The 22,416-nt window shown below is 65.3% G+C and carries 23 protein-coding genes; 10 read left to right on the forward strand and 13 right to left on the reverse strand.

The window, feature by feature from the left end; all coding sequences use genetic code 11:
• Positions 1–17 precede the first annotated feature (17 nt).
• Complete coding sequence (locus ATE70_RS12355) at positions 18–1,139, forward strand: AI-2E family transporter (protein ID WP_082639437.1); 1,122 nt, start codon at positions 18–20, stop codon at positions 1,137–1,139.
• Between the two features lie 38 nt (positions 1,140–1,177).
• Here the strand turns inward: ATE70_RS12355 and ATE70_RS12360 are convergent, their stop codons facing one another.
• Together ATE70_RS12360 and rpsU are read right to left on the reverse strand one after the other, a co-directional pair.
• Positions 1,178–1,732 carry an FKBP-type peptidyl-prolyl cis-trans isomerase gene (locus tag ATE70_RS12360; protein WP_058538180.1) on the reverse strand — a complete coding sequence of 185 codons (555 nt, stop codon included), beginning with the start codon at positions 1,730–1,732 and terminating at the stop codon, positions 1,178–1,180.
• Positions 1,733–2,097: 365 nt separating this feature from the next.
• Positions 2,098–2,304, reverse strand: coding sequence for a 30S ribosomal protein S21 (gene rpsU / locus ATE70_RS12365; RefSeq protein ID WP_037510267.1), 207 nt, complete (start codon positions 2,302–2,304; stop codon positions 2,098–2,100).
• Between the two features lie 278 nt (positions 2,305–2,582).
• Here rpsU and ATE70_RS12370 point away from each other — a divergent pair, with 278 nt between their 5' ends.
• From ATE70_RS12370 to ATE70_RS12385, 4 genes are all read left to right on the forward strand, one after another.
• Positions 2,583–3,347 carry a class II aldolase/adducin family protein gene (locus ATE70_RS12370; RefSeq protein ID WP_058538181.1) on the forward strand — a complete coding sequence of 255 codons (765 nt, stop codon included), beginning with the start codon at positions 2,583–2,585 and terminating at the stop codon, positions 3,345–3,347.
• Positions 3,348–3,374: 27 nt separating this feature from the next.
• A complete protein-coding gene (locus ATE70_RS12375; RefSeq protein WP_058538182.1) occupies positions 3,375–3,920 on the forward strand; it encodes a (2Fe-2S)-binding protein in 546 nt (181 codons plus the stop codon).
• Positions 3,921–4,053: 133 nt separating this feature from the next.
• The gene (locus tag ATE70_RS12380; protein WP_058538183.1) at positions 4,054–5,058 is read left to right on the forward strand and encodes an RcnB family protein; all 1,005 of its coding nucleotides are present in this window, start codon (positions 4,054–4,056) and stop codon (positions 5,056–5,058) included.
• A 119-nt stretch (positions 5,059–5,177) separates the two neighbouring features.
• A complete protein-coding gene (locus tag ATE70_RS12385) occupies positions 5,178–6,449 on the forward strand; it encodes a metal-dependent hydrolase family protein (RefSeq protein ID WP_058538184.1) in 1,272 nt (423 codons plus the stop codon).
• A gap of 9 nt (positions 6,450–6,458) precedes the next feature.
• Here the strand turns inward: ATE70_RS12385 and ATE70_RS12390 are convergent, their stop codons facing one another.
• Positions 6,459–9,056 (reverse strand): EAL domain-containing protein, encoded by a 2,598-nt coding sequence (locus tag ATE70_RS12390; protein WP_231732631.1) that lies wholly within the window; start codon positions 9,054–9,056, stop codon positions 6,459–6,461.
• 190 nt (positions 9,057–9,246) lie between these two features.
• Here ATE70_RS12390 and ATE70_RS12395 point away from each other — a divergent pair, with 190 nt between their 5' ends.
• The gene (locus tag ATE70_RS12395; protein ID WP_058538186.1) at positions 9,247–10,278 is read left to right on the forward strand and encodes a fatty acid desaturase family protein; all 1,032 of its coding nucleotides are present in this window, start codon (positions 9,247–9,249) and stop codon (positions 10,276–10,278) included.
• On the opposite strand, the gene ATE70_RS12400 is transcribed toward ATE70_RS12395, so the two are convergent.
• The 5 genes from ATE70_RS12400 to ATE70_RS12420 form a co-directional block, all read right to left on the reverse strand.
• The gene (locus ATE70_RS12400; RefSeq protein WP_058538187.1) at positions 10,279–10,770 is read right to left on the reverse strand and encodes an asparaginase domain-containing protein; all 492 of its coding nucleotides are present in this window, start codon (positions 10,768–10,770) and stop codon (positions 10,279–10,281) included.
• Complete coding sequence (locus ATE70_RS12405; RefSeq protein WP_058538188.1) at positions 10,767–11,261, reverse strand: DUF3291 domain-containing protein; 495 nt, start codon at positions 11,259–11,261, stop codon at positions 10,767–10,769. The genes ATE70_RS12400 and ATE70_RS12405 overlap by 4 nt, the downstream gene beginning before the upstream one ends.
• Before the next feature lie 105 nt (positions 11,262–11,366).
• Entirely contained in the window at positions 11,367–12,968 is a 1,602-nt protein-coding gene (locus tag ATE70_RS12410) for a lysine--tRNA ligase (protein ID WP_058538189.1), read from the reverse strand.
• A gap of 468 nt (positions 12,969–13,436) precedes the next feature.
• Positions 13,437–13,973 carry a DUF4199 domain-containing protein gene (locus tag ATE70_RS12415; RefSeq protein WP_058538190.1) on the reverse strand — a complete coding sequence of 179 codons (537 nt, stop codon included), beginning with the start codon at positions 13,971–13,973 and terminating at the stop codon, positions 13,437–13,439.
• A 99-nt stretch (positions 13,974–14,072) separates the two neighbouring features.
• Positions 14,073–14,483, reverse strand: coding sequence for a helix-turn-helix domain-containing protein (locus tag ATE70_RS12420; protein ID WP_058538191.1), 411 nt, complete (start codon positions 14,481–14,483; stop codon positions 14,073–14,075).
• Between the two features lie 100 nt (positions 14,484–14,583).
• On the opposite strand from ATE70_RS12420, the gene ATE70_RS12425 reads away from it, so the two are divergent.
• The 3 genes from ATE70_RS12425 (at position 14,584) to ATE70_RS12435 (ending at position 18,439) form a co-directional block, all read left to right on the forward strand.
• The gene (locus ATE70_RS12425; protein ID WP_058538192.1) at positions 14,584–14,952 is read left to right on the forward strand and encodes a PilZ domain-containing protein; all 369 of its coding nucleotides are present in this window, start codon (positions 14,584–14,586) and stop codon (positions 14,950–14,952) included.
• A 143-nt stretch (positions 14,953–15,095) separates the two neighbouring features.
• Positions 15,096–17,831 (forward strand): ATP-dependent DNA helicase, encoded by a 2,736-nt coding sequence (locus ATE70_RS12430; protein WP_058538193.1) that lies wholly within the window; start codon positions 15,096–15,098, stop codon positions 17,829–17,831.
• 56 nt (positions 17,832–17,887) lie between these two features.
• Positions 17,888–18,439 carry a SixA phosphatase family protein gene (locus ATE70_RS12435; protein WP_058538194.1) on the forward strand — a complete coding sequence of 184 codons (552 nt, stop codon included), beginning with the start codon at positions 17,888–17,890 and terminating at the stop codon, positions 18,437–18,439.
• Between the two features lie 3 nt (positions 18,440–18,442).
• Here ATE70_RS12435 and ATE70_RS12440 read toward each other — a convergent pair whose 3' ends face one another.
• The 5 genes from ATE70_RS12440 to rpmF all read right to left on the reverse strand — a co-directional run bounded on the left by ATE70_RS12440 (position 18,443) and on the right by rpmF (position 21,500).
• A complete protein-coding gene (locus tag ATE70_RS12440; protein ID WP_058538195.1) occupies positions 18,443–18,841 on the reverse strand; it encodes a MerR family transcriptional regulator in 399 nt (132 codons plus the stop codon).
• Positions 18,842–18,855: 14 nt separating this feature from the next.
• Positions 18,856–19,149, reverse strand: coding sequence for an integration host factor subunit alpha (locus ATE70_RS12445; RefSeq protein WP_037516152.1), 294 nt, complete (start codon positions 19,147–19,149; stop codon positions 18,856–18,858).
• Positions 19,150–19,301: 152 nt separating this feature from the next.
• Positions 19,302–20,267, reverse strand: a complete 966-nt coding sequence (locus ATE70_RS12450) for a beta-ketoacyl-ACP synthase III (RefSeq protein WP_058538196.1) — start codon at positions 20,265–20,267, stop codon at positions 19,302–19,304.
• Complete coding sequence (gene plsX, locus ATE70_RS12455; protein ID WP_058538197.1) at positions 20,264–21,298, reverse strand: phosphate acyltransferase PlsX; 1,035 nt, start codon at positions 21,296–21,298, stop codon at positions 20,264–20,266. The genes ATE70_RS12450 and plsX overlap by 4 nt, the downstream gene beginning before the upstream one ends.
• A gap of 22 nt (positions 21,299–21,320) precedes the next feature.
• The gene (gene rpmF / locus ATE70_RS12460) at positions 21,321–21,500 is read right to left on the reverse strand and encodes a 50S ribosomal protein L32 (protein ID WP_011541714.1); all 180 of its coding nucleotides are present in this window, start codon (positions 21,498–21,500) and stop codon (positions 21,321–21,323) included.
• Between the two features lie 317 nt (positions 21,501–21,817).
• Between rpmF and ATE70_RS12465 the strand changes: the two genes are divergently transcribed.
• The gene (locus ATE70_RS12465) at positions 21,818–22,258 is read left to right on the forward strand and encodes an MAPEG family protein (RefSeq protein ID WP_197411449.1); all 441 of its coding nucleotides are present in this window, start codon (positions 21,818–21,820) and stop codon (positions 22,256–22,258) included.
• Positions 22,259–22,416: the final 158 nt, after the last annotated feature.

Below are 22,416 nucleotides of genomic sequence, written 5' to 3' on the forward strand. Positions count from 1 at the left end.
AGAACAGGGAACACGAGATGGCGGCGACAAGGAAGACAACCGGAACGCGCGCCGCCAGCGCCGCCGCGAAGGCCGACGCGCACAGGGAAGCCCCCGGCCCTACCGAGATCCGCAGCCAGCTCGTCCGCACCGAGCTGTTGAAGGCCGGCGTCTGGATCGGCCTCGCGCTGCTCATCGGTCTATGCATCGTCCTGATCCAGCCGATCCTGCTGATCTTTGCCGGCATCGTGATGGCGTCGATGCTCGACGGCGGAACGCGCCTGCTCGGCCGCGTGCTGCCGATCGCGCGCGGCTGGCGGCTGCTCATCGTCTGCCTCTCGCTCGTCGTCTTCCTTGTCTGGACCATCATGTTTGCGGGCTCGCAAATCGCCGATCAGGCCGCGACATTGCAAACCGTCGTGATGGCGCAGATCGAACGCATCGCCGCCTGGGCGAGCAATCATGGCATGGGCAATTTCCAGCTCGATACCAAGACGATCACCGACAATCTCGCCGGCACCTTCGGCCGCGTCACCGCGGCGGTGGGTACGGTTCTCGGCGGGCTGACCAGCCTGATCATGATCCTCGTGCTCGGCATCTTTATCGCGATCGAGCCGCGGCTTTACGAGCGCGGCGTCGCGTGGATGCTGCCGATGAAGTCGCGCGAGAATTTCTATATCACGACCGCGCGCATGGGCTTCACGCTGCGCCGCCTGATGGCGGGGCGCCTGCTCGGCATGCTGGTCGAGGGCATCGGCACCTGGCTCGCGTGCATGGCGGTCGGCATTCCGATGGCGGCGCTGATGGGCCTGCTCACCGGTTTGCTGGCGTTCATCCCCAATATCGGCGCGATCGTGTCGGGCGTGCTGCTCGTCCTCGTCGGCTTCTCGGCGGGCACCGACACCGGCCTGTGGGCGATCGCCATCTATTTCATCGTCCAGACGGTCGACGGTTATCTGATCGTCCCGATGGTCGCCAAGAAGACCGTCGATCTCGCCCCCGCGCTCGTGCTCGGCGCGCAGATCTTGTTCGGCGCGCTGCTCGGCCTGATGGGGCTGTTCCTCGCCGACCCGATCATTGCGATGATCAAGGTCGCGCTGGAGCGCGAGGCCGAGCGCAACGCCGACGGCGCCAAAACGACAACGGCGGCGGGCTCCTGAGCCCACCGCCGTTTCGATTTCGTCGAGACCGTCGCTTGTTACTGCGGCGGCATGCCCGGCGGCGGACCGGCCGGACCGCCGGGAGCGCCCCCGGGGCCGCCCTGCATCATCTGTTGCTGCTGCATCATCTGCTGCTGTTGCTGCATCTGCTGCTGCATCGCGCGAACCTCGGCCTCCGAACGGAAGTCGAGCAGCGTGACGGCGAAGTGCAGCGTGCTGCCGGCCGGGATCGGACCGACCGCGCGGTCGCCATAGCCGAGCTGCGCGGGGATGGTGATCTTGTACTCGCCGCCCTTTTTCATGCGTGTCAGCGCCTCCGAAAAGCCGGGAACGACCTGCGCGACCTGCATCGGCGCCTGTTCGTTCGCGTCGAAGACGGTGCCGTCGTCGAGCTTGCCTTCATATTTGACCAGCACGACGTCGGCCTTAGTCGGGCTCGGCCCGGAGCCTTCCTTCACGACCTCGAATCCGATGCGCGGGGTCATGTGCCAGGCAAAGGCCGCGCCGGCGACCAACAGCGCGGCGAGGCCAAACCACATCAGCCACAGGCCGCCCTTGCTCACCGGGCGCAGTGGAACCGTCGTTACGCTCATCTTGCAGTCCTTTACCTGCCCCGTTTTCCGGGGGCGAAATGTCGGGCATGCCTATAGGCGGAGCGGCGCGGAACGGTCCAGAGGCAATTACGCGAGGTCGCGATATACGCCAATGTTGGCTTTGGGATGGAGGCTGCCATCGCTTCACTTTCTTTCGTCATCCCGGACTTGATCCGGGATCCCGCTTTTTTTGAGGCACCGGCTGGCTTCGACCTCAAGCTGGACCCCGGATCAAGTCCGGGGTGACGATGATGGATAGTCACGTCCGGTCGCAAACCAGTAACAGACTCTCCAAACCAACGAAAAAGGGCGCCGCGTTGCCGCGGCGCCCTTTTCACGATCAGGATCCCGAACGGGAGACGGTCTTACTTGATACCGTCGCGCTCCATCCGCTTGCGCTCCATCTTGCGGGCGCGGCGGACAGCGGCGGCGTGCTCACGCGCGCGCTTTTCGCTGGGCTTCTCGTAATGACGGCGCAGCTTCATTTCGCGATACACGCCCTCACGCTGCAGCTTCTTCTTGAGCGCGCGAAGGGCCTGGTCGACATTATTGTCGCGAACGATGATCTGCATACGCCGTGTCGTCTCCGGTTCGTCCAACGATGAACGGCTACCGGCCATCCGGTCCGCCATAAATCGCCGATATAAGGGCAATAAAAGAAGCGCCGCGAACCCGCGACGTTCCGATGGCTGGGCCACTAAAAGGATTCGCGGCAAAATGCAAGCCCTTGCGCGGTAAACTGCGCTTGCCCCGCTATCGAACCGCCCTGCCCGCTCGCGGGATTGTGCCGCGCCCCATCCTTATGGCATAGGTAGCAGGACGAAACTAACATCATAATGAGGGACAGGCCATGGCGACCCAGCTCAAGCGCAACAGCAAATATAGCGAAGCCGAATGGACGGCGCGGCAGGAGCTTGCCGCCTGCTATCGCATCTTCGCGATGATGGGCTGGGACGAGATGATCTTCAACCATATCACGGTGAAGGTGCCCGACGAGGAAGGCGCCTTCCTGATCAACCCCTATGGCCTGCACTTCAGCGAAGTCACCGCATCGAACCTGATCAAGATCGACATCGACGGCAACAAGGTCGACGAGGACAATCCCTGGCACGTCAACAAGGCGGGCTTTGTCCAGCATAGCCTGTTCCACCGTGTCCTGCCCGACGCGCATGCGATCATCCACACGCATACTACCGCAACGGTTTCGGTCTGCGCGCTCGAGGGCGGGCTGCAGCCGGTCAATTTCTACGCCTGCAACTTTGCCGGCCAGCTCGCCTATCATGATTTCGAGGGGGTGACGGTGCGCGAGGAGGAAGGCGAACGCCTCGTCCAGAACCTCGGCGACAAACGCATCCTGATGCTCAAGAACCACGGCCCCGTCGTGATGGGCAAGACGCTGACCGAGGCCTTCATCAAATATTGGGCGCTCCAGCGCGCGTGCGAGATCCAGATGGCGACGATGAGCATGGGCAAGCCGATCACGGTGCCGCAGGAAGTGATCGCCGTCCACCAGCGCGACCTGTTCATGGCCTCGATCCCCGGACAAGCGGGTAAGGCCGAATTCGACGCGATGGTGCGCAAGGTCGACAAGATCGACACGAGCTGGCGTGACTAATCCGGCCATTCGGTTAACAGGTGCGGCATGACGCGATTCTCGGTCAACGACCGCCCGGTCGAATATCGCATGGAACCCGAAACGCCCCTGCTGTGGGCGCTGCGCGACGCGTCGAACCTGACGGGAACCAAATATGGCTGCGGCACCGGCGAGTGCGGCGCGTGCACCGTCGACATCGACGGCGAGGCGATTCGCAGCTGCATGGTTACGATCGCCGAGTGCGAAGGCCGCTTCGTCACGACGATCGAGGGGCTGGCGCGCGATCGCAGCCATCCGGTGCAGCAGGCGTGGGTCGCCGAACAGGTTCCGCAATGCGGCTTCTGCCAGTCGGGGATGATCATGGCCGCCGCCGCGCTGCTCCGGTCCAACAGCAATCCCAGCGATGCCGACATCGACGCGGCGATGACCAACATCTGCCGCTGCGGCACCTATCCGCGCATCCGCACTGCCATCCGCTTGGCGGGCCGCGTGATCCGCGGCGAGGAACGCATCGCCGCCGCACCCCCACCCGGCATTCGTCCCGAAGATGCGGCGCGCGCCGTCCCCGCCCTCCGCCTGCCGCCCGGAACCTGAATATCCCTGTTCATCTAGCTGAACCGCAGGCAACAGCCCGGTCAGCCATCGATCATCTTGCTAAGAGTAAGAATCACTCCATCATCCCGGCTGGTGTCTTCAGCGATCGGGACATGAGTTGGAGAATGGCGAGATGAAGAAGATGTTCGGAGGGTTGCTGATCGCTGCAACGATCCTGACCCCGATCGCTCCGGCTGCCGCACAGGCATCGGGCGAGCGGGTGCAGATCGCGCAGCGCGGCGACCGGGAGGACCGCGGACCACGCGGCCCCGAAGTGCGCCGTGGCGGCGATCGTGGGCAAGCCCGCGCAGAACGCCAGCAAGGTCAACAGCCGCAGGTCGAGCGTCAGCAACGCGCCGAATGGCGACAGCAGCGCGGTAATGATGCGCAACGCGGCAACGATCAACAGCGCCAAGCCCAGCGTCAGCAGTGGCAGCAGCAGCGCGGGAACGACCAGCAGCGGCAAGCCCAGCGTCAGCAGTGGCAACGTCAAGCCGAACAGCGTCAGCGCGGCGGCAGCTATGACCGCAACCGCGACGGCCGCACCGACCGTCAGTGGGACCGCAATCGCGACGGTCAGGTCGACCGTCAGTGGGACCGCAACCGCAACGGCCAGGTCGATCGCCGCTACGATCGCAATCGCAACGGCGACCTCGACCGCCGCTGGGATCGCAACAACAACAATCGCATCGACCAGCGAGACGGTCGCTACGATCGCAACCGCGACGGCCAGATCGATCGGCGCTACGACCGCAATAACAATGACCGCGTAGACCGGCGCTATCGCGACGGCCGCAACGATCGCTGGGACCGGGGCGACCGCAACAACCGGTGGAACCGCGATTGGCGCAACGACCGCCGCTACGACTGGCGCAGCTACCGCGACCGGAACCGCAGCTATTACCGCATGCCGCGCTATTACAACCCGTATCGCGGCTATGGCTACACGCGGTTCAGCATCGGATTCTCGCTGAATTCGCTCTTCTATAGCTCGCGCTACTGGATCAACGATCCGGGCTATTACCGCCTGCCGCCCGCTTACGGAGGCACGCGCTGGATCCGCTATTACAACGACGCGCTTCTGGTCGACACCTACTCGGGCGAAGTGATCGACGTGATCTACGATTTCTTCTGGTAATATTCCTTTCGGTTATCAGATGACAAACTGAGGGGTCGGCCCAGCCGGCCCCTCTTTTTATGCGCTTGCCCTCCCCCGCCCGCCGCGCCACGGTGGCGCAATCAGACAGGGGAGACTTCATGCGTAAATTGGGAATGGTCGCGGCAGCGACGCTGGCGCTGCTGGGTACGACGGCGTACGCAAAAACCACGGTCGTGTATGCGGGACGCGTCATCACCGACGCTAGCAAGCCCGCGCAAGGCCCCTCGACCGTCACCATCACCGACGACCGCATCACGTCGATCGTCGCCGGACGCACCGAAGCCCCCGCCGGCGCCGAGATCGTCGACCTTGGCGACAAGACCCTGCTGCCCGGCCTCGTCGACCTTCACGTCCACCTGACCGGCGATCCGGGCGAGGATTATCGCGCCGCGACGGTCGACCCTGACGAATGGGGCGTCGTCGTCGGTGCGAAAAATGCCGCCATCACGCTCCGCGCGGGCTTCACGACGGTCCGCGAGGCCGGATCGGCGCAATATACCGCCTATGCGCTCCGCCGCGGAACGACCGCCGGCTTCATCGAAGGCCCGCGCATCGTCGCCGCCGGCCCGGCGCTGTCGATCATCGGCGGGCATGGCGACGTCACGGGCTTTCGCGAGGACGTCCACGCCGTGCTCGACCAGGGCTATACCTGCACCGGCGCGCTCGAATGCGCCGAAAAGGTGCGCAAGGCGTCGCGCGCGGGCGCCGACGTTATCAAGATCACCGCGACCGGCGGCGTGTTGTCGCAGCAGGCGCGTGGGCTCGAAGGCCATTTCACCAGCGCCGAATTGCAGAGCATCGCCGACACCGCGCACTCGCTGGGCCTCAAAGTGATGGCGCACGCGCATGGTGCGGGCGGGATTACCGCCTCGGCGGCGGCGGGCATCGACAGCATCGAGCATGGCACCTTCGCCGACGATGCGACGCTGAAGGTCATGAAGGCGAAGGGCACCTATCTCGTCCCGACGCTGATGGCGTTCGAGGGCATCCGCGAGCGGCTGGGCAAGGGCATCTATACCCCGACGGTCGAGAACAAGGTGCGCATGACGCTGAACGACGTCGGCAAGGCGGTGACGCGCGCCAAGGCGCTCGGCGTCCCGGTTGCTTTCGGCACCGACGCCGGCGTGTTCGAGCATGGCCGCAACGGGCAGGAGTTCGCGCTACTCGTCAAACATGGCCTGACCCCGCGCGAGGCGCTGGCGAGCGCGACGACGGTCGCGGCGAAACTCCTGTCGCTCGAAAACGAGATCGGCCGCATCGCACCCGGCATGTCGGCTGATATGATCGCGGTCAGCGGCGACCCGCTGACCGACGTCACCGTGCTGGAAAAGGTCGACTGGGTGATGGCACGCGGCCGGATCGCCGAATGATCGCGGCCGTCACGCGGCGCGGCGGACGCGTCCCCGCGCCGACGTGACCGTCTTTGGACCGGTCAGCCCGTCGATCTCGACCGCTTCGGCAAATTTTACGCCGACGCGGTTGCCCGCCGACCAGCGCGCCTCGGCATCGAAAATCTGGTCGGCGCCGAATTCGAGCGTCAGCACCGTCCCGGGCGGCACATTCCACAGCCCCTCGATCAGCGCCCCGTGCGACGATATGTTGCGGACGATCCCCTCATATCGATACCCGCCGCTGCCGACCTGGATCGTGCGGAAGGTCGTCAGCCGCGCCTCGCGTGCGCTCTTATACCCCTTCGCCTCGGCGCGCCCGCCGCCCTCGCGAAGCAGAGCCAGTACCTCGACCAGATCCATCGGACGCCCATAGATATAGCCCTGGACATGGCTGCACCCGAGCCCGCGGATCAGCGCGAGGTCGTCATGCGTCTCGACGCCTTCGGCGGTCGTTTCCATGTCGAGCGCGGTGGCCAGCCCGACGATCGACGAGATTATCGCGGCGTTCATGCTGCTGGGATCGGCGGCGCCCAGGACGAAGCTCTGGTCGATCTTGATCTTGTCGAACGGCGCCTTCTTGAGATAGCCGAGCGCCGAATAGCCGGTGCCGAAATCGTCGAGCGCCAGCCGCACACCGGTGCGCTTCAATTTCTGGAACATCGCGAGATTCTCGGCGCTCTCGTCGAGGAAGACCCCCTCGGTGATCTCGAGCTCGAGCTGATCGGGACGGATGCCCGCCGCCGACACCGCACTCATGATCGTCGCGGGCAGCTTTTCATTGGCGAACTGCCGCGGCGAGACATTGACCGCGACGCGGTATCCGGGGCCGAGGTGCGCGATCGTCGCGCAGGCGGTGCGGATGATCCATTCGCCGATCGGCACGATCAGGTTCGATTCCTCGGCTATGGGTATGAATTTCGACGGGCTGATCAAGCCGTCGGTCGCATGATGCCAGCGGATCAGCGCCTCGAACCCGGTAATCCGCTCGCTCTCGACGTCGACGATCGGCTGATAGAGCAGCCTCAGCTCATCCTTCGCCAGCGCGTCGCGCAGCGCATCTTCGATCGCCTTGCGCTCGCTCGCCTGATTGTGCATCGCGTCGGCATAGAAGCGATAGACGCCGCGCCCCGCGTCCTTCGCGGCATAAAGCGCAAGGTCGGCGTTGCGGACAAGCGCCGACGCCGAGACGCCCTGCCCCTCCGACACCGCGATGCCGAGCGACGAGCCGACGCGCACCTGCTCGCCCTCGATGGAAAAGGGCTTGGCGAGGCTCAGAATGATCGCATTGGCGATGCCGGCAAGCTTCTCGGGCTGGCTCATCTGCGGCACGACAATCTGGAATTCGTCGCCGCCGAGCCGTCCGACCTGTCCCTTGTCGCCGACGATCTGCGTCAGCCGCCCCGCGACCTGCTGCAGCAACTGGTCGCCCACCGGATGCCCCAGCGTATCGTTCACCGCCTTGAACCGGTCGAGGTCCATCAGCAGCAGCGCGCAGGGCTGCGGCTGCCCACTATGGCTCTTGAGCGCGCGTTCGAGCAGGTCGGTGATGTGGCGGCGGTTCGCAAGGCCGGTGAGCGTGTCGTAGCGCGCGAGCTGGTTGATCTCGCGCTCGGACCTCTTCTTGTCGGTGAGGTCGGTGCCGCTGCCTCTGAACCCCTGGAAATTTCCAAGCTCGTTGCTGATCGGCTGGCCCGAAATCGACCACCAGCGCTCCTCGCCCGGCACCGCGGCCTGTACCGTCAGCTCCTTGAACGGGGTGCGCGACGACAGGCTGAACCCCAGCGTCCGCTCCTCGCTCTCGTCGTTGCCGATCCGCTTGCGGATGATGTCGGTAAAGGGATGGCCGAGCAGGTCGGCGAGCGGCCGGTCGAGCCGCGCCGCGACGGTCGGCGAGATATAGACGAGCTGGCCATAGCGATCGGTTTCCCAGAACCAGCCGCGTCCCGCGCGCTCGAAATCACGCATCAGGTTCAGCGCGCGCTGCTGGTCGCTGACGCCCTGCCGCGCGGCGCGCGTCGCGCGGCGCTGATGCCGGACATCCTCGCGCATCATGACGATCAGCAGGCCAAGGAAGATGAAACCTGCGACCGCGAACGGCCACGAGGCGACGCCGATCGCGCCACCCAGTGCTGTCGCACCGGCGAAAGCAAAAAAGGCGGGACGAACCACCGCGACCGCCGATGCCGCGACGAGCAGCGAGCCGATGTGGATCGCGGTAAAGGCATCGAAATGGCGGCTGCCGTCGGGAACGGCGATCGCGTCGAACATCGCGGCGGCGTTGAGCAAGGTGCCAAGCGCGATCAGCGCCATGCACAGCATCGCCATCAGTCGCACGCGGCTGTGTGCGATCGGACGCGGTTTGCGCATCGCCTGCCCGATTACCGTCAGCGCGACATCGCATGGCAAGCCGGCCGCCATCACCAGCCAGTGCGAAGGGTGATCGAGGAAGCCCGCAAGGCCCGGCAGAAAGGCGAAGGTCAGGAATGCAAGGACGCGGCCGATCAGCACATAATGCCACAGCTTCGCCACGCGCATCAGATGCATGACGAATTCGGGTGAATCGAACAGCGATTCGCCCGCTGGCAAATCGCCGCCTCCCGGCCGGATGATGTTACGCCGAACCCCCAATGTTCCGAACTTCCCCGCTTTTCTGGTCGCCGCGACCAGTGGCCAAAAAGGGGTTTCCAAATCCTTACCGCAAGCTCACGATTTCCGCCGATATTGTGCCAAAACGGAAGGGGTTACGTTTCGGTTCGCAACTTGTTATAGATCGGCCATGCCTGCCGTCCGCCTGTTCCCGCCCGACCGCTTTTTCGACCGCGCCGAATGGTCGGCGATCACGCGCGCATCGTCATGGCGCGGCATCTGGCTGGTCGCGCACGCGTGGATCGTCAGCATCGCGCTCGTCGGCCTTGCCGCCTGGTCGCAGAACCCGGTGGCGTGGCTGCTGGCCGTCATCTTTGTCGGCGGACGCCAGCTCGGGCTTGCGATCCTGATGCACGACGCGGCGCATGGCGCGCTGCATCCGAACCGGAAAATCAACAATTTCCTTGGCCAATGGCTGACCGGTGCGGCGGTCGGATCGGACCTGATCGCCTATCGCACCTATCACCTCCAGCATCATAAATTCACCCAGCAGCCCGAAGACCCCGACTTATCACTGTCGAAGCCCTTCCCCACCACGCGCGCCAGCCTTTGGCGCAAGGTGCTGCGCGACCTGACCGGCCAGACCTTCTTCAAGCAGCGTATGGCGCAATTCGGATTCGCCTTCGTCGGCCTGAAAGCGATTCTGCGCGGCGAACAGGGGCAGAAAAGCGGTGCGAGCACCAAGGCCGGGACGCCGTTCAACAAGCAGTCCGACGACGGCATGACGTCACCGACGATCGACGTCGCGGGGGCGATGGCGGTCGCCCGCGCGGTCGGACGTTTCCTGATCGTGCAAGCGGTGCTGCTCGCGGCGTCGCTCGCGCTCTATGGCTGGACGCCCTACCTGCTCTGGCTCGCCGGGCTCGCGACGACCTTTCAGCTCTATCTGCGTATTCGCAACATCGCCGAACATGCGTGCACGACGACCGGCAGCGACGACCCCTTCACCCATGCGCGCACCACCCACGCCGGCTGGCTGGCGCGCGCGACGGTTGCTCCATATTGGGTGAATTATCACGCCGAGCATCACCTGTTCATGGGTGTGCCCTGCTATCGACTGCCCGATGTGCATGCCGCGCTCGGCCGCGCGGGACGGCACGAATCGATGACGATCGCGCCGAATTATGCCGCGGTGCTGCGGCAAGTCACCGCCCGCGGCTGATCAGCCTTCCTGAACGAACCTTGCGCCGGCGCGGTCCTTGACCGTCTTTTCGGGGTCGAAGATCATCCCGTTCATCGCGACATAGACCCCGGGCGGCAGCGTCTGCGCCGCCGCGAGCGCGAAGCCGACGTTGAATTCGGCGTCGCTCGCGCGCACCGACGCGGGCTGCATCGCCCCCGTCATCACGATCGTCTTGCCTTCGATCCCCGCGAGCACGCGCCCGGTGACGACCATCGTGTCGGTGCCGTGCGTGACGAGGATGCGCGATGCGTCGCTCGCGGCGACCGCGGCGCGGATCGCCTCGCGGTCGGCATCGCCCAGCTCGAGGCTGTCTTTGCGCATCAACTGCGTGACGCGGTGCGGGACGTGGACGTTGTTTTCGCGCAGCATGTCCGGGATCGCTGCGGGGCCGATCTGGAACTCGCTCAAGGCATCGAAATAGACTTTGTCGATCGTCCCGCCGGTCGTGAAGATATCGATCACGTCGCTCATGCACATTCGTCCTGGATCGGCAGCGCCGGGGTGCCGTCGGGCGCGGCGAAGGGCTGCTTGAAGGTAAAAGCCTCGGCCGTCGGCCCGTTCGCGTCGAGCATCGCGATCCGCGCCATGCCTTCAGCGACCGTCGGGCGATGCCCCACGGGAACCCACCAAAGCGCCTGATAGACCGCCATATGGTCGAACCACTCCTTGCGGCGCTTCATCACCGTCAGATGATCGGGGGTGCGATAGACATAGGCCGCGAGCGCGTCGATGTCGCGCCACACCGACATGTTCGCGATCAGTTGCGGATCGTCGGTCACGGGGACGTCGGTCGCGTTGTTGCCCTCACCGGTGAGCCGCCAGATAAAGCCGTCAGCCGCCTCGGCGACGGCGTTCACATGGTCGAGCGCGTCCATGAAATCGCGGTTCGCGACATGCTCGGGCGGCAGGCGGAAACGGCCGATGTTGATCTGCGCGAGTTGGAAAGCAGGCTCTACAGGCATGAAACCACTCCCTAATTCCCGCTCGTGTCGAGCGAAGTCGAGACACCTCGTCGGCATCGAGCAAGACCAAGAGGCATCTCGACCTCGCTCGATGCGAACGGAATTTTATGCAAGCGCTTCCGCGATCAGCCGCCGCGTGTTGTCGATGCCGAACAGCGCGATGAAGCTGCCCATCCGCGGCCCGGCACTCGACCCGAGCAAAGTCTCGTAAAGCGCTTTGAACCAATCGCGCAGGTTTTCAAAGCCATAGGCCTCGTTCTTGCCGATCGCATACACGATATTCTGGATATCGTCGGCGCCGGCATCGGCGGGCAGTGCCGCGAGTTCGCCGTCGAGTTCCTGCAGCGCCGCGACCTCGCCGCCCTGCGGCTTGCGGCGCTTCAGCGTCGGCGCGACATAGTCGCGGTTATACGCCATCGCATTGTCGATCAGCCGGTCGAGCTCGGGATAGGTCGCTGCGCTCGCGCCGTCGACATATTGGCCGAGGTAGCGCCAGATCTGCTCTTTCGACGCGTCGGCGCCCATCACCCCGACGAGGTTGAGGAGCAAGCCGAAGGTCACCGGCAGTTCGGCGCTCGGCATGTCCTCGCCGCGCGCGACATGGACGTGGTGCACGGGGTTGCCGAGCTTCTTGTCAGGCTCCTGCGCCGCGTAATTTCCGCGCATCTGCAGATATTCGTCGACCGCCTTCGGGATGACGCCGATGTGGAGCTGCTTCGCCGCCTTGGGCTCGCGATAGGCGAAAAAGGCGAGGCTTTCCTCGCTGCCATAGTCGAGCCATTGCTCGAGGCTGAGGCCATTGCCCTTCGACTTCGAAATCTTCTCGCCCTTTTCGTCGAGGAACATTTCGTAGATCAGCCCCTCGGGCTTGCGCCCGCCGAGCGCCTTGGCGATCTTGCCCGACTGGACGCCGCTGTCGGTCAGGTCCTTGCCGTACATTTCGTAATCGACGCCAAGCGCGACCCAGCGCATCGCCCAGTCGACCTTCCACTGCAGCTTCGCGCCGCCGCCGAGGATCGAGTGGGTGATCGTCTCGCCCTCATCCTCGAACGACACGAGGCCCGCATCGGCATCGACGACGGTCACCGGCACCTGCAGCACGATCCCCGACTTCGGGCTGACGGGCAGGATCGGCGAATAGGTCGCGGCGCGCTCGGCGCGCAGCGTCGGCAGCATGATGTCGAGAATGTCCTGATTGTGGCGGAGGACATTTCGCAGCGCGTCGTCGAACGCGCCCGACTGGTAGCGCTCGGTCGAGCTCACGAACTCATATTCGAAGCCGAAACGGTCGAGAAACTCGCGCAGCATCGCATTGTTATGATGCGCAAAACTTTCATACTTGCCGAACGGATCGGGGATCGCGGTCAGCGGCTTGCCGAGATATTCGCGCAGCATGTCGCCGTTCGGCACATTGTCGGGAACCTTGCGGAGTCCGTCCAGATCGTCGCTGAACGCGACCAGCCGCGTCGGCGCGCCGCCGGTCAACGCCTCATAGGCGCGGCGGACCATCGTCGTGCGCAGCACTTCGTTGAAGGTGCCGATATGCGGCAGCCCCGAGGGACCATAGCCGGTCTCAAAAAGGATCGCCTCGCCCCCGGGCTTGCCATCGGGATAGCGTTTGACGATCTTGCGCGCTTCCTCGAACGGCCAGGCCTTGGACGTTTGCGCGGGCTCGCGCAGCGACGGGTGAAGGTGCAAGTCAGTCATAGCTGCGCCCCATAGCGGCAAGAAGCCGCGATGGAAAGGAGCACGGAAAACTGCGCAACTTCACGCTGGAATCGTTTTTTTCGGACAGGTTGCACCTTTGCTTCGTCATCCCGGACTTGATCCGGGATCCATTGGGGGCGTCGGCCGTCGCTGGACCCCGGATCAAGTCCGGGGTGACGATGACAGGAGACGGCCACCCTCGCCGAAAGGTCGGAAAACTGCGCAACTTCACTCCGGAATCGCATTTCGCTCGCGTATCGACATGCCTTAGAGCGACAAAAGATACCGACGAGCGCGGCGCTTTTGTCTCCCCTTCGACTGCCCGCCTGCGGCAAGCGCTCAGGACAGTCTTTGTCGCTTTAAGGAGAGAGGCGGCGGTCGGTAGCATCCGAGAGGATCAAGCATGCCGGTGCAATGTAGGAAAGCCGATATATCGGCCGATACCGCCCGATGCCGCCGCGTCTCAATTCAGCCCCGCGGTTGCAGCGCCGGCATGAAGCTGCTCCGGCGCAGCAGCGCGGCCGACACGAGCGACACGAGGAGCGCAACCGGGAATATCTCGGTCAGCGTCAGCGCCATGCGGAACAGCGGGTTCTTATACTGCTCCGCCATCGCCCCCATCTCGGCCGAAAACGCCGCGATCTCGGCCGCCGGTTTGCCGGCCGCACGCATATCCTCGACGCTCCGGGCGATATAGTCGGTCATGAAGGTCCCGCCGGTCTGCCACATGTAAAGCTCCCAGCCGAGAACATAGAACAGCGCCGCAACAAGCCCGATACCGAGGCCAACGCCAAGCGCCTTCCAGAAGCCGATCACCCCGCCCAGATTGACGTCGCGGTAGCGCTTCACGCCGATAAACACGAACAGCAACGCAACCAGCATCGACAGATAGCCGGCGACCATGCCCATCGTGCCATGGTCGGCGACGAAGGTGATGCTGATAAACATGCCGATGATGACGATGACGCCCGCGATGGCGCCGTAAACCGCAACGATCCTGCCCATGATCCTGTCTCCCCATCTGATGAATGCCATGCGCGATGGACCGGAACAACGGGTGAAATCTATCGCCCAAATGGGTGATTTGGCAGCATTAGGCCGAATTTACGGCAGGATGTCGAGCGTCCGCGCTTTCTGCACCGCCTGCGTGCGGCTGGCGACCGCCAGCTTTTCATAAACGCGCGCAACATGTGTCTTCACCGTGTTGGGCGAAATATCGAGCTGGCGCGCGATCACCTTGTTGGCGTGCCCCGCCGCGAGCATTTCCAGCACCTCGCATTCGCGCACGCTGAGCCCCAGCGCCGCGATCGCCGCATCGTTACGCACAAAAGCCTGACGCGGCCGCGCCGTCAGCCGGTTGCCGGCCCATATGCCGAGCGCAATGCAAAGGACGGCGATGATCGCGACATAAAATTCGGTCGACCAGCGATGTACGACATGTTTGTAGTTCAGCCATTCGAGCAGGAATGCCGCGGCGGCGAGACCGATGCCATAAAGGATGATCGGGCGGACCATGATCCGCGTAGACCATTGTCGGCGATCGCTTGCAACATTGTCCCGGCACGAGCCAACATCGTTACCGGAAAATTTACCATGCGGGCGTAGCGTCCCGGACATGGACAATTTTCGCACCCCCGCCGCCCGCGGCCACAAGCGCACCGCCGTTTCGATAGACGTCACCGTCAATGGCGTACTCAACTTCGTCGACGGCCGGATCACCGACCTGTCCGAAGGCGGCGCGCGGATCGACGGGGCGAGCATGCCCGCGCGCTCGCGCTGCGAAATTCACTATGGCGGACAGGTAACCTATGCGGTCGTCATGTGGTCCGAGCATGACCGCATGGGCGTGCGCTTCCCCTACGAACTGACGCACGGGCCGCTCTACAACGCGCTGAAGCTCGCCCGAAACGCGGCGATGGTCGAGCCCGCGCAGATTTTCCACAGCAATCGGCCGGCCGTGTTCGGGCGTCGCGGACTGAGCTAAGCGTTCCTCCCTTTTCGTCATCCCCGCGAAGGCGGGGATCCCGCTGACCGCGCACCGAAAAAAAGCGGGATCCCCGCCTTCGCGGGGATGACGATAAAGAAGTCGACCTTGCCGCGTTCGCCTTTTGTCCCTAGCGTGGGGCGATGGCTCCCGACCCGCTTTCCCTGCCCGCGATCCATGCGAGCCATATCGGCATCTGGATCGCCGACACGCACGGCCGCGTGCAGCGCGTCGGGCGTGGTGAGGCGATCGCCGCGGTCGCGGCGACCCCGCACCTGCTGCTCAATGCGACGCTGACCGGCGACCGGCTGGGCTATCCCGAATTGTCCGGCCTCGACCTGCTCGAGCTCTTCGCTTTCCTCTATCCCGCGCGCTTCGCCGTGCCGACCCCGGCGGGGATATCCGCCGCGATCGGCCTGACGCCGCCGAAAGGCGAAGAGGATATCGCGGCTTTCCTGCCGAAAGCGGCCGCGGCGATGCTCGGCAGCATCGACGATCCCGACTGGCCCGAGCGCGAAGGCGCGTGGCACGGCGTCCAGGCCTTGTCACGCCAGCGCTGGTCGTGGTCGCCGCTGGTGCAGCCGCGACTGTCGCAGCCCGACGCGAACGAACGCTGGCTGTTCGCGCGCCTTCCCGAATGGGAGGAACAGCCGCCGCGCGGCGCGCCGCGACAGGTGACGATCAACGAAGACGATGTGTCGGCGCGGCTCGACCGGCTGACCGGCGACGGCGCCGAGCGGCGGCCGGGGCAGCAGGACTATGCGCGCGCGACCGCCGCAATCTTCGCCCCACGCGAACGCAAGGATGCGCCGCAGATGCTCGTTGCCGAGGCCGGAACGGGCATCGGCAAGACATTGGGCTACCTCGCCCCCGCGAAACAATGGATCGACCAGTCTGCGGGCGCCGTCTGCATCTCGACCTTCACCAAAGCGCTGCAACGCCAATTGTCGCGCGAGACCGAGCGCCTCTACCCCGACGCCGCGACGCACCGCGAAAAGGTCGTGGTGCGCAAGGGACGCGAGAATTACCTCTGCCTGCTCAACCTCGAAGACGCGTTGCAGGGCGGTTTTTCGGGGCGTGCCGCGATCCTCGCGCAGCTGGTCGCGCGCTGGGCCGCCTATACGCGCGACGGCGACATGGTTGGCGGCGACCTGCCCGGCTGGCTCCCCGCCCTGTTCCGCCGCAACGGCACGACCGCGCTCACCGACCGGCGCGGCGAGTGCATCTATGCGGGCTGTCCGCATTTCCGCAAATGCTTCATCGAACATTCGGCGCGCGCGGCGACGCAGGCCGAGATCGTCATCGCCAACCATGCGCTGACGATGGTGCAGGCGGCGCGCCCGCGCGACGGCGGCGCCCCCGCGACGCGGCTGATCTTCGACGAGGGGCACCATCTGTGGGACGCGGCGGACTCGATGTTCGCCGCGGCGCTGACGGGACAGGAAGCGGTCGAAATCCGCCGCTGGGTGCTGGGTCCCGAGGGCAAGTCGCGCGGGCGGCGGCGCGGGCTCGCGGCACGGCTCGCCGACGTCGCAAGCTATGACGAGGCGGGCGACCGTGCGATCCAGGCGGCGATCGCCGCCGCCGCCGAACTGCCCGGCGACGGCTGGCTCGGCCGCTTGTCGGAGAATGACCCGTGGGGCGCGATCGAGCGGCTGCTCGTCGCGGTGCGCGGACAGGTTTATGCGCGCGCGGTCGACACGCGCACCGCCGACGCGGGCTATGGGCTCGAAACCGAGCTCGCCGATCCCGATTCCGACCTGGTGACCGCAGCCGCGAGCGCCAGCGACGCAATCGAGGCGCTGCTGCGCCCGCTGATGGCGCTCGGCAAAAGGCTGGAGGTGTTGATCGAGGATCCGCCCGACTGGCTCGACGGACAAGCCCGGGCAAGGATCGATGGCGCGCGCCACAGCCTTGGTACGCGGATCGACACGTTAGGCGGCTGGCTTTCGTTGCTCGGGCGCGTCGGTGGGCCCGCCGATCCCGATTTCGTCGACTGGCTCGCGGTCGACCGCTACGATGGGCGCGAGTTCGACTGCGGGCTGCACCGCCACTGGCTCGACCCTGCAAAACCCATCGCCGACGTCGTGTACCGCCCGGCGCAGGGCGTGCTCGTCACCTCGGCGACCTTGCGCAACGGTGGTCATGGGCGCGGCGGCTGGACCGATGCCGATATCCGCACCGGCGCGCGCCATATGGACGGCGGGGTCCAGCATTTCGCGGTCCCCAGCCCGTTCGATTATGCGCGCCAGTCCGAAGTGCTGATCGTCACCGACATTCCGCGCGGCGACCTGCCCGCGCTCGCCGGCGCGTACAGCCGGCTGATCGAGGCGGCGGGCGGCGGCGCATTGGGGCTGTTCAGCGCGATCCGGCGGCTGCGTATCGTTCATTCGCGCATTGCCGACCGGCTGGCGCGCGCCGGGCTGCCGCTGTTCGCGCAGCACGTCGATCCGCTCGACACCGGGACGCTCGTCGACATTTTCCGCGCCGATCCGCACGCGTCGCTGCTCGGCACCGATGCCCTGCGCGACGGGGTCGATGTTCCCGGCGATTCGCTGCGCCTCGTCGTGATGGAGGGGGTGCCGTGGCCGCGTCCGACGATCCTCCACGCGGCAAGGCGCGCGGCGCAGGGCGGCAGCGCCTATGACGACATGGTCATCCGCGCGCGCATCGGGCAGGCGTTCGGGCGGCTGATCCGCCGCGCCGACGATTTCGGGCAGTTCGTGATGCTCTCACCCAGCTTTCCCTCGCGCCTGCTCAGCGCCTTTCCCGAGGGCACCCCGATCCGCCGCCTGCCGCTCGACGAAGCGGTCAACCATGTCGCCGCGGCGAATGTGGAAAGGCGAAAAAGCGCCTTTCCAGCCTTTTCACCGTCATAAGTTTCCGGCACAAGGCCCGCGAACGAGGGCATGGCGCAACGGCGCGGGGAGCGATTTTGAAGACTTTGACTATCCTGCGCCATGCCAAATCGGGTTGGGACGTGCAGGTCGAGCGCGATTTCGACCGCCCGATCAACAAACGCGGGGCGCGCGGCGCTGAACTGATCGGCCAGTGGCTGAAGCGCCAGAAGCTGCCCATCGACCGCATCATCGCCTCGCCCGCGGTGCGCGTGACCGAAACGCTCGACATCTTCCAGCCCGCCGCCGACCTCGACGGGCTTGAGCCGCATTGGGACCGGCGCATCTATCTCGCGTCGGCCGCGACGCTGATCGACGTGATCCGCGACACCGGCAAGGATTCCGAGCATCTGCTGATTTCGGGGCATAACCCGGGGCTAGAAGACCTGATCCTGATGCTCGTTCCCGAATCGGCGGGCGACGAATTGCGCGCGAAGGTCGAGGAAAAGCTGCCGACCTCGGCGCTCGCGCGGCTCGAACTCGACATCGGCAACTGGCACGATCTCGATACGAACAGCGCGCGGTTTGTGGGCTTCATTCGTCCGCGCGATCTCGACCCGGCGCTCGCGCCGGCGATGGATAACGACTAAGGCTTAGCCGAGCGCCGCGGCGAGCCGCTGGCGGAGCGCGACCAGCGCCTCGACCGGAATTCCCTTCACCACGCGCATCGGCGCGGTGCTGTCGAGCACCTCGCGGGTCAATGGCGCACGCGCCGTGGGCGCTGCGCCCGGCTCGGACAGCGCCTTGCGCGCGCCCTCGACGGTGAAGCCCTGGACATGCAGCAGATGATGGATGCGCTCGGCAAGCGCGACGTCCTCGGCGCGGTAGTAGCGGCGGCGGCCCGACCGCTGGAGCGGCTTGAGCTGCGGAAAACGCGTTTCCCAATAACGCAGGACATGCGTCGGGACGCCGATGCGCACCGCAAGTTCGCCGATGGCGAGCATGGCGCCGGACGCCTTGCCGCCATCGTCGGTCATTTCAAAACCCGACATGGGTCAGGTGCGGTCTATTTGCCGGCAACGCGGGCTCGCATCGTCTGGCTGGCGCGAAAGGTCATCACGCGCCGCGGCAGGATCGGCACTTCGATTCCGGTCTTGGGATTGCGGCCGATCCGCTGCGCCTTATCGCGCAGGACGAAGGTGCCGAAACCCGAGATTTTCACATTCTGACCGACCGCGAGCGCATCGGACATATGATCGAGAATCGATTCGACGATTGCGGCCGATTCATTGCGCGACAGCCCGATCTGCTGGTTGATCCGCGTCGCAATGTCGGCCCGCGTAAGAGTCCCTGCGGTCATGTTGATCCCTTCCCCCTCTGAAGCGAAAATGCACGATCGGTTCCCTGACAGCCCCCACCGTCACGAGTCCCTGTTCGCATATGTAACAAATGCGAATTAATCCGCCAAACTGAAACGGATGGAGCGAGAAGTTGACGCGCCGGAGCGAAGCGTCAGACGCGCAAAACCGCAGCGCCCCAGGTGAAGCCGCCACCCATCGCCTCGAGCACCACCAGGTCGCCGCGCTTGATGCGTCCGTCGCGCACCGCGAGGTCGAGCGCGAGCGGCACCGACGCTGCCGATGTATTGGCGTGCTGGTCGACGGTCAGCACGACGCGTTCGGGCGGCAAACCCAGCTTTTTCGCGGTTGCGTCGATGATCCGCTTGTTCGCCTGATGCGGCACGACCCAGTCGATCGACTCGGCCGACAGGCCAACATCGGCCATCACTTCGCCCAGCACCGAGGCGAGGTTGGTGACGGCGTGGCGAAAGACTTCGCGGCCCTGCATCCGGACGTGGCCGACGGTGCCCGTGGTCGACGGACCGCCGTCGACATAGAGCATATCTGCGTATTTTCCCTCGGCATGCAGACGCGTCGCGAGGATGCCCTGATCGTCGTCGACGTCCTTCGCCGACAGTATGACGGCGCCCGCGCCGTCGCCGAAGAGGACGCACGTCGTGCGATCTTCCCAGTCGAGGATGCGGCTGAAGGTTTCCGAACCGATCACCAGCGCATGCTTCGCCGCGCCGGTGCGCAGCATCGAGTCGGCGACCGACACGGCATAAAGGAAGCCCGAGCAGACCGCCGCGACGTCGAAGGCGATGCAATCGGGGATGCCGAGCAGCGCCTGCACCTTGGTGGCGCTGGCGGGGAATGTATTGTCGGGGGTCGCGGTGGCGACGATGATCAGGCCGATGTCGGCGGGCCCGAGCCCCGCAGCCGCCAGCGCCTGCTTCGCCGCATCGGCGCCGAGCGTTGCCGTCGTCTCGTCGGGTTCGGCGATGTGGCGGAAACGGATGCCGGTGCGTTCGACGATCCATTCGTCGCTGGTGTCGACGCGCGCCGCAAGCTCGGCGTTCGAGACCCGCGTGCGCGGCAAGGCCGAGCCGGTGCCGGCCAATATGGCGCGGAGCGTCATGCTGCGGCTCCGCTGCGGAAATTCGCGAGATCCTCGGTCACCTGACGCGTAATGTCCTTTTCGATCAGCTCGGCGCAGAGGTGGACGCAGTTCGCGACCCCCTTCGCATCGGCGCTGCCATGGCTTTTGAGCACCACGCCGTTGAGGCCGAGGAACACCGCGCCATTATGGTTGTTGGGATCGAGGTGATGCTTGAGCAGCTCGGTCGCCGGGCGCGAGATCAGGAAGCCGATCTTCGAGCGCGTCGAGCTGGTGAAGGCGCGGCGCAGCAGGTCGGTCACGAAACGCGCCGTCCCCTCGATCGTTTTCAGCGCGATATTCCCCGAAAAACCGTCATGCACGATCACATCGACATCGCCGCGCGACAATTTGTCGCCCTCGATAAAGCCCGCGAACTCCATCGGCAGCCCTTTGGCCGCGCGGAGCATCGCGGCGGCATCGCGAATCTCGTCGGTGCCCTTCAGCTCCTCGGTGCCGATGTTCAAAAGCGCGACGCGCGGGCGTTCGAGCCCCATGGCAGTGCGCGCATAGGCAGCGCCCATGACCGCGAATTGCGTCAGGTTGGTCGCGTCGCATTCGGTGTTGGCGCCGAGGTCGAGCATCACGACGTCATTGTCGCCGAGCGTCGGCAGCAACGCCGCGAGCGCCGGCCGGTCGATCCCCGGCATCGTGCGCAGCGCGAGTTTCGCCATCGCCATGAGCGCGCCGGTGTTGCCCGCCGACACAGCGCCGCCGGCATCGCCGCGCTTTACCGCGTCGATCGCGAGCCCCATCGAGGTGCTTTTCGCCTTGCGCAGCGCCTGGCTCGGCTTGTCCGAACCCGACACCACGCCGTCGGTGTGGATGATATCCGACGCCGCGCGCAGATTGGGGTGGTTTTCAAGCGCCGCCTTGATCTGCACCTCGTCGCCGACGAGGATGAAGCGGAGGCCATCGTGCTTGTGGCGCGCCATCGCGGCGCCGGCGAGCATCATGCGCACGCCGACGTCACCGCCCATCGCATCGATTGCGATTCGCGGTGTCAGTGCCATTTAATGCCCTCCGGCTTGATTTTTACGCGCCGACCGACACCACTTCACGGCCATTATAGTGGCCGCAGGCGTTGCAAAGATTGTGCGGGCGCTTCAGCTCGCCACAATTGGGGCATTCCTGAAAGGCTTCGACCTTCAGGCTGTCGTGGCTGCGACGCATGCCGCGCTTCGAGGGCGAGGTTTTTCGCTTGGGAACGGCCATGATATTTCCTGCATTCTTAAATAGTGTGTCACGAATCGGCTACCCGGATTTGTCACCGCCGTCGCCGGAAATGACTGGCCCGCCCGCCACGCCGAAGCCCGCTCCTGCCGATGTTCGACAGGGAAAAACTTCCGCCGGAGGGTGCCTCAACGCCATATGGTGTCGGGTGCCGGATCGGGCGGGGCTATAGCGTTTTTGCCCGCAAAGGCAAGCCCATTGCGTCCATCCCCGTACAGGCTTGCCGCCCCGGTCGGGGGATGTCACACCCTGCCCGCTGCCGGCAAGCGAAACGCACCGGTCCATAAGGGGGAAACCAGATGATAATCTTGCCGATCAGCCTGACGATCGCCGCCGGGGCGGCGCTGCTCAACCTGTGGCTTGCGGTGCGCGTCGGCCGCGTCCGCACAAAGGAAAAGGTGTTCATCGGCGACGGCGGCAACGAGCCCCTGACGCGGCGCATGCGCGCGCACAGCAATTTCGTCGAAAACACGGCGTTCGTGCTGATCCTGCTCGCATTGGTCGAGCTGGGCCTCGGCTCATCGCTCTGGCTGTGGGGCGTTGGCGCGCTCTATCTTGTCGGGCGCATCCTCCACGCGATCGGCATGGACGGGATGATGTGGGGCCGGATGGTCGGCACGATCATCACCATGCTGACCCAGCTCGGCCTGGCGATCGGCGCGCTCGCGGTCGTCTATCTGACGCCGACGAGTATCACGACGACCGAGATCGAGGAAACAGTGGTCGCGGCGCCGGAGTGACCTTCTCCCCTCCCGCTTGCGGGAGGGGTCGGGGGAGGACTTGTCATTAGCTGAGGGCCGAAACATGCCCTCCCCTAGCCCCTCCCGCAAGCGGGAGGGGAAAAGGTCACTCCGGCGCCGCGACCACTGTTTCCTCGATCTCGGTCGTCGTGATACCC

Source organism: Sphingopyxis sp. H053, from assembly GCF_001468225.1.
Taxonomy (GTDB): domain Bacteria; phylum Pseudomonadota; class Alphaproteobacteria; order Sphingomonadales; family Sphingomonadaceae; genus Sphingopyxis.

Bases quoted from the DNA above. Each gene is read 5' to 3' on its own strand.
- ATE70_RS12355 (WP_082639437.1), top strand. From the start codon at position 18: ATGGCGGCGACAAGGAAGACAACCGGAACGCGCGCCGCCAGCGCCGCC.
- ATE70_RS12360 (WP_058538180.1), bottom strand. From the start codon at position 1,732: ATGAGCGTAACGACGGTTCCACTGCGCCCGGTGAGCAAGGGCGGCCTG.
- rpsU (WP_037510267.1), bottom strand. From the start codon at position 2,304: ATGCAGATCATCGTTCGCGACAATAATGTCGACCAGGCCCTTCGCGCG.
- ATE70_RS12370 (WP_058538181.1), top strand. From the start codon at position 2,583: ATGGCGACCCAGCTCAAGCGCAACAGCAAATATAGCGAAGCCGAATGG.
- ATE70_RS12375 (WP_058538182.1), top strand. From the start codon at position 3,375: ATGACGCGATTCTCGGTCAACGACCGCCCGGTCGAATATCGCATGGAA.
- ATE70_RS12380 (WP_058538183.1), top strand. From the start codon at position 4,054: ATGAAGAAGATGTTCGGAGGGTTGCTGATCGCTGCAACGATCCTGACC.
- ATE70_RS12385 (WP_058538184.1), top strand. From the start codon at position 5,178: ATGCGTAAATTGGGAATGGTCGCGGCAGCGACGCTGGCGCTGCTGGGT.
- ATE70_RS12395 (WP_058538186.1), top strand. From the start codon at position 9,247: ATGCCTGCCGTCCGCCTGTTCCCGCCCGACCGCTTTTTCGACCGCGCC.
- ATE70_RS12400 (WP_058538187.1), bottom strand. From the start codon at position 10,770: ATGAGCGACGTGATCGATATCTTCACGACCGGCGGGACGATCGACAAA.
- ATE70_RS12405 (WP_058538188.1), bottom strand. From the start codon at position 11,261: ATGCCTGTAGAGCCTGCTTTCCAACTCGCGCAGATCAACATCGGCCGT.
- ATE70_RS12410 (WP_058538189.1), bottom strand. From the start codon at position 12,968: ATGACTGACTTGCACCTTCACCCGTCGCTGCGCGAGCCCGCGCAAACG.
- ATE70_RS12415 (WP_058538190.1), bottom strand. From the start codon at position 13,973: ATGGGCAGGATCGTTGCGGTTTACGGCGCCATCGCGGGCGTCATCGTC.
- ATE70_RS12420 (WP_058538191.1), bottom strand. From the start codon at position 14,483: ATGGTCCGCCCGATCATCCTTTATGGCATCGGTCTCGCCGCCGCGGCA.
- ATE70_RS12425 (WP_058538192.1), top strand. From the start codon at position 14,584: ATGGACAATTTTCGCACCCCCGCCGCCCGCGGCCACAAGCGCACCGCC.
- ATE70_RS12430 (WP_058538193.1), top strand. From the start codon at position 15,096: ATGGCTCCCGACCCGCTTTCCCTGCCCGCGATCCATGCGAGCCATATC.
- ATE70_RS12440 (WP_058538195.1), bottom strand. From the start codon at position 18,841: ATGTCGGGTTTTGAAATGACCGACGATGGCGGCAAGGCGTCCGGCGCC.
- ATE70_RS12445 (WP_037516152.1), bottom strand. From the start codon at position 19,149: ATGACCGCAGGGACTCTTACGCGGGCCGACATTGCGACGCGGATCAAC.
- ATE70_RS12450 (WP_058538196.1), bottom strand. From the start codon at position 20,267: ATGACGCTCCGCGCCATATTGGCCGGCACCGGCTCGGCCTTGCCGCGC.
- plsX (WP_058538197.1), bottom strand. From the start codon at position 21,298: ATGGCACTGACACCGCGAATCGCAATCGATGCGATGGGCGGTGACGTC.
- rpmF (WP_011541714.1), bottom strand. From the start codon at position 21,500: ATGGCCGTTCCCAAGCGAAAAACCTCGCCCTCGAAGCGCGGCATGCGT.
- ATE70_RS12465 (WP_197411449.1), top strand. From the start codon at position 21,818: ATGATAATCTTGCCGATCAGCCTGACGATCGCCGCCGGGGCGGCGCTG.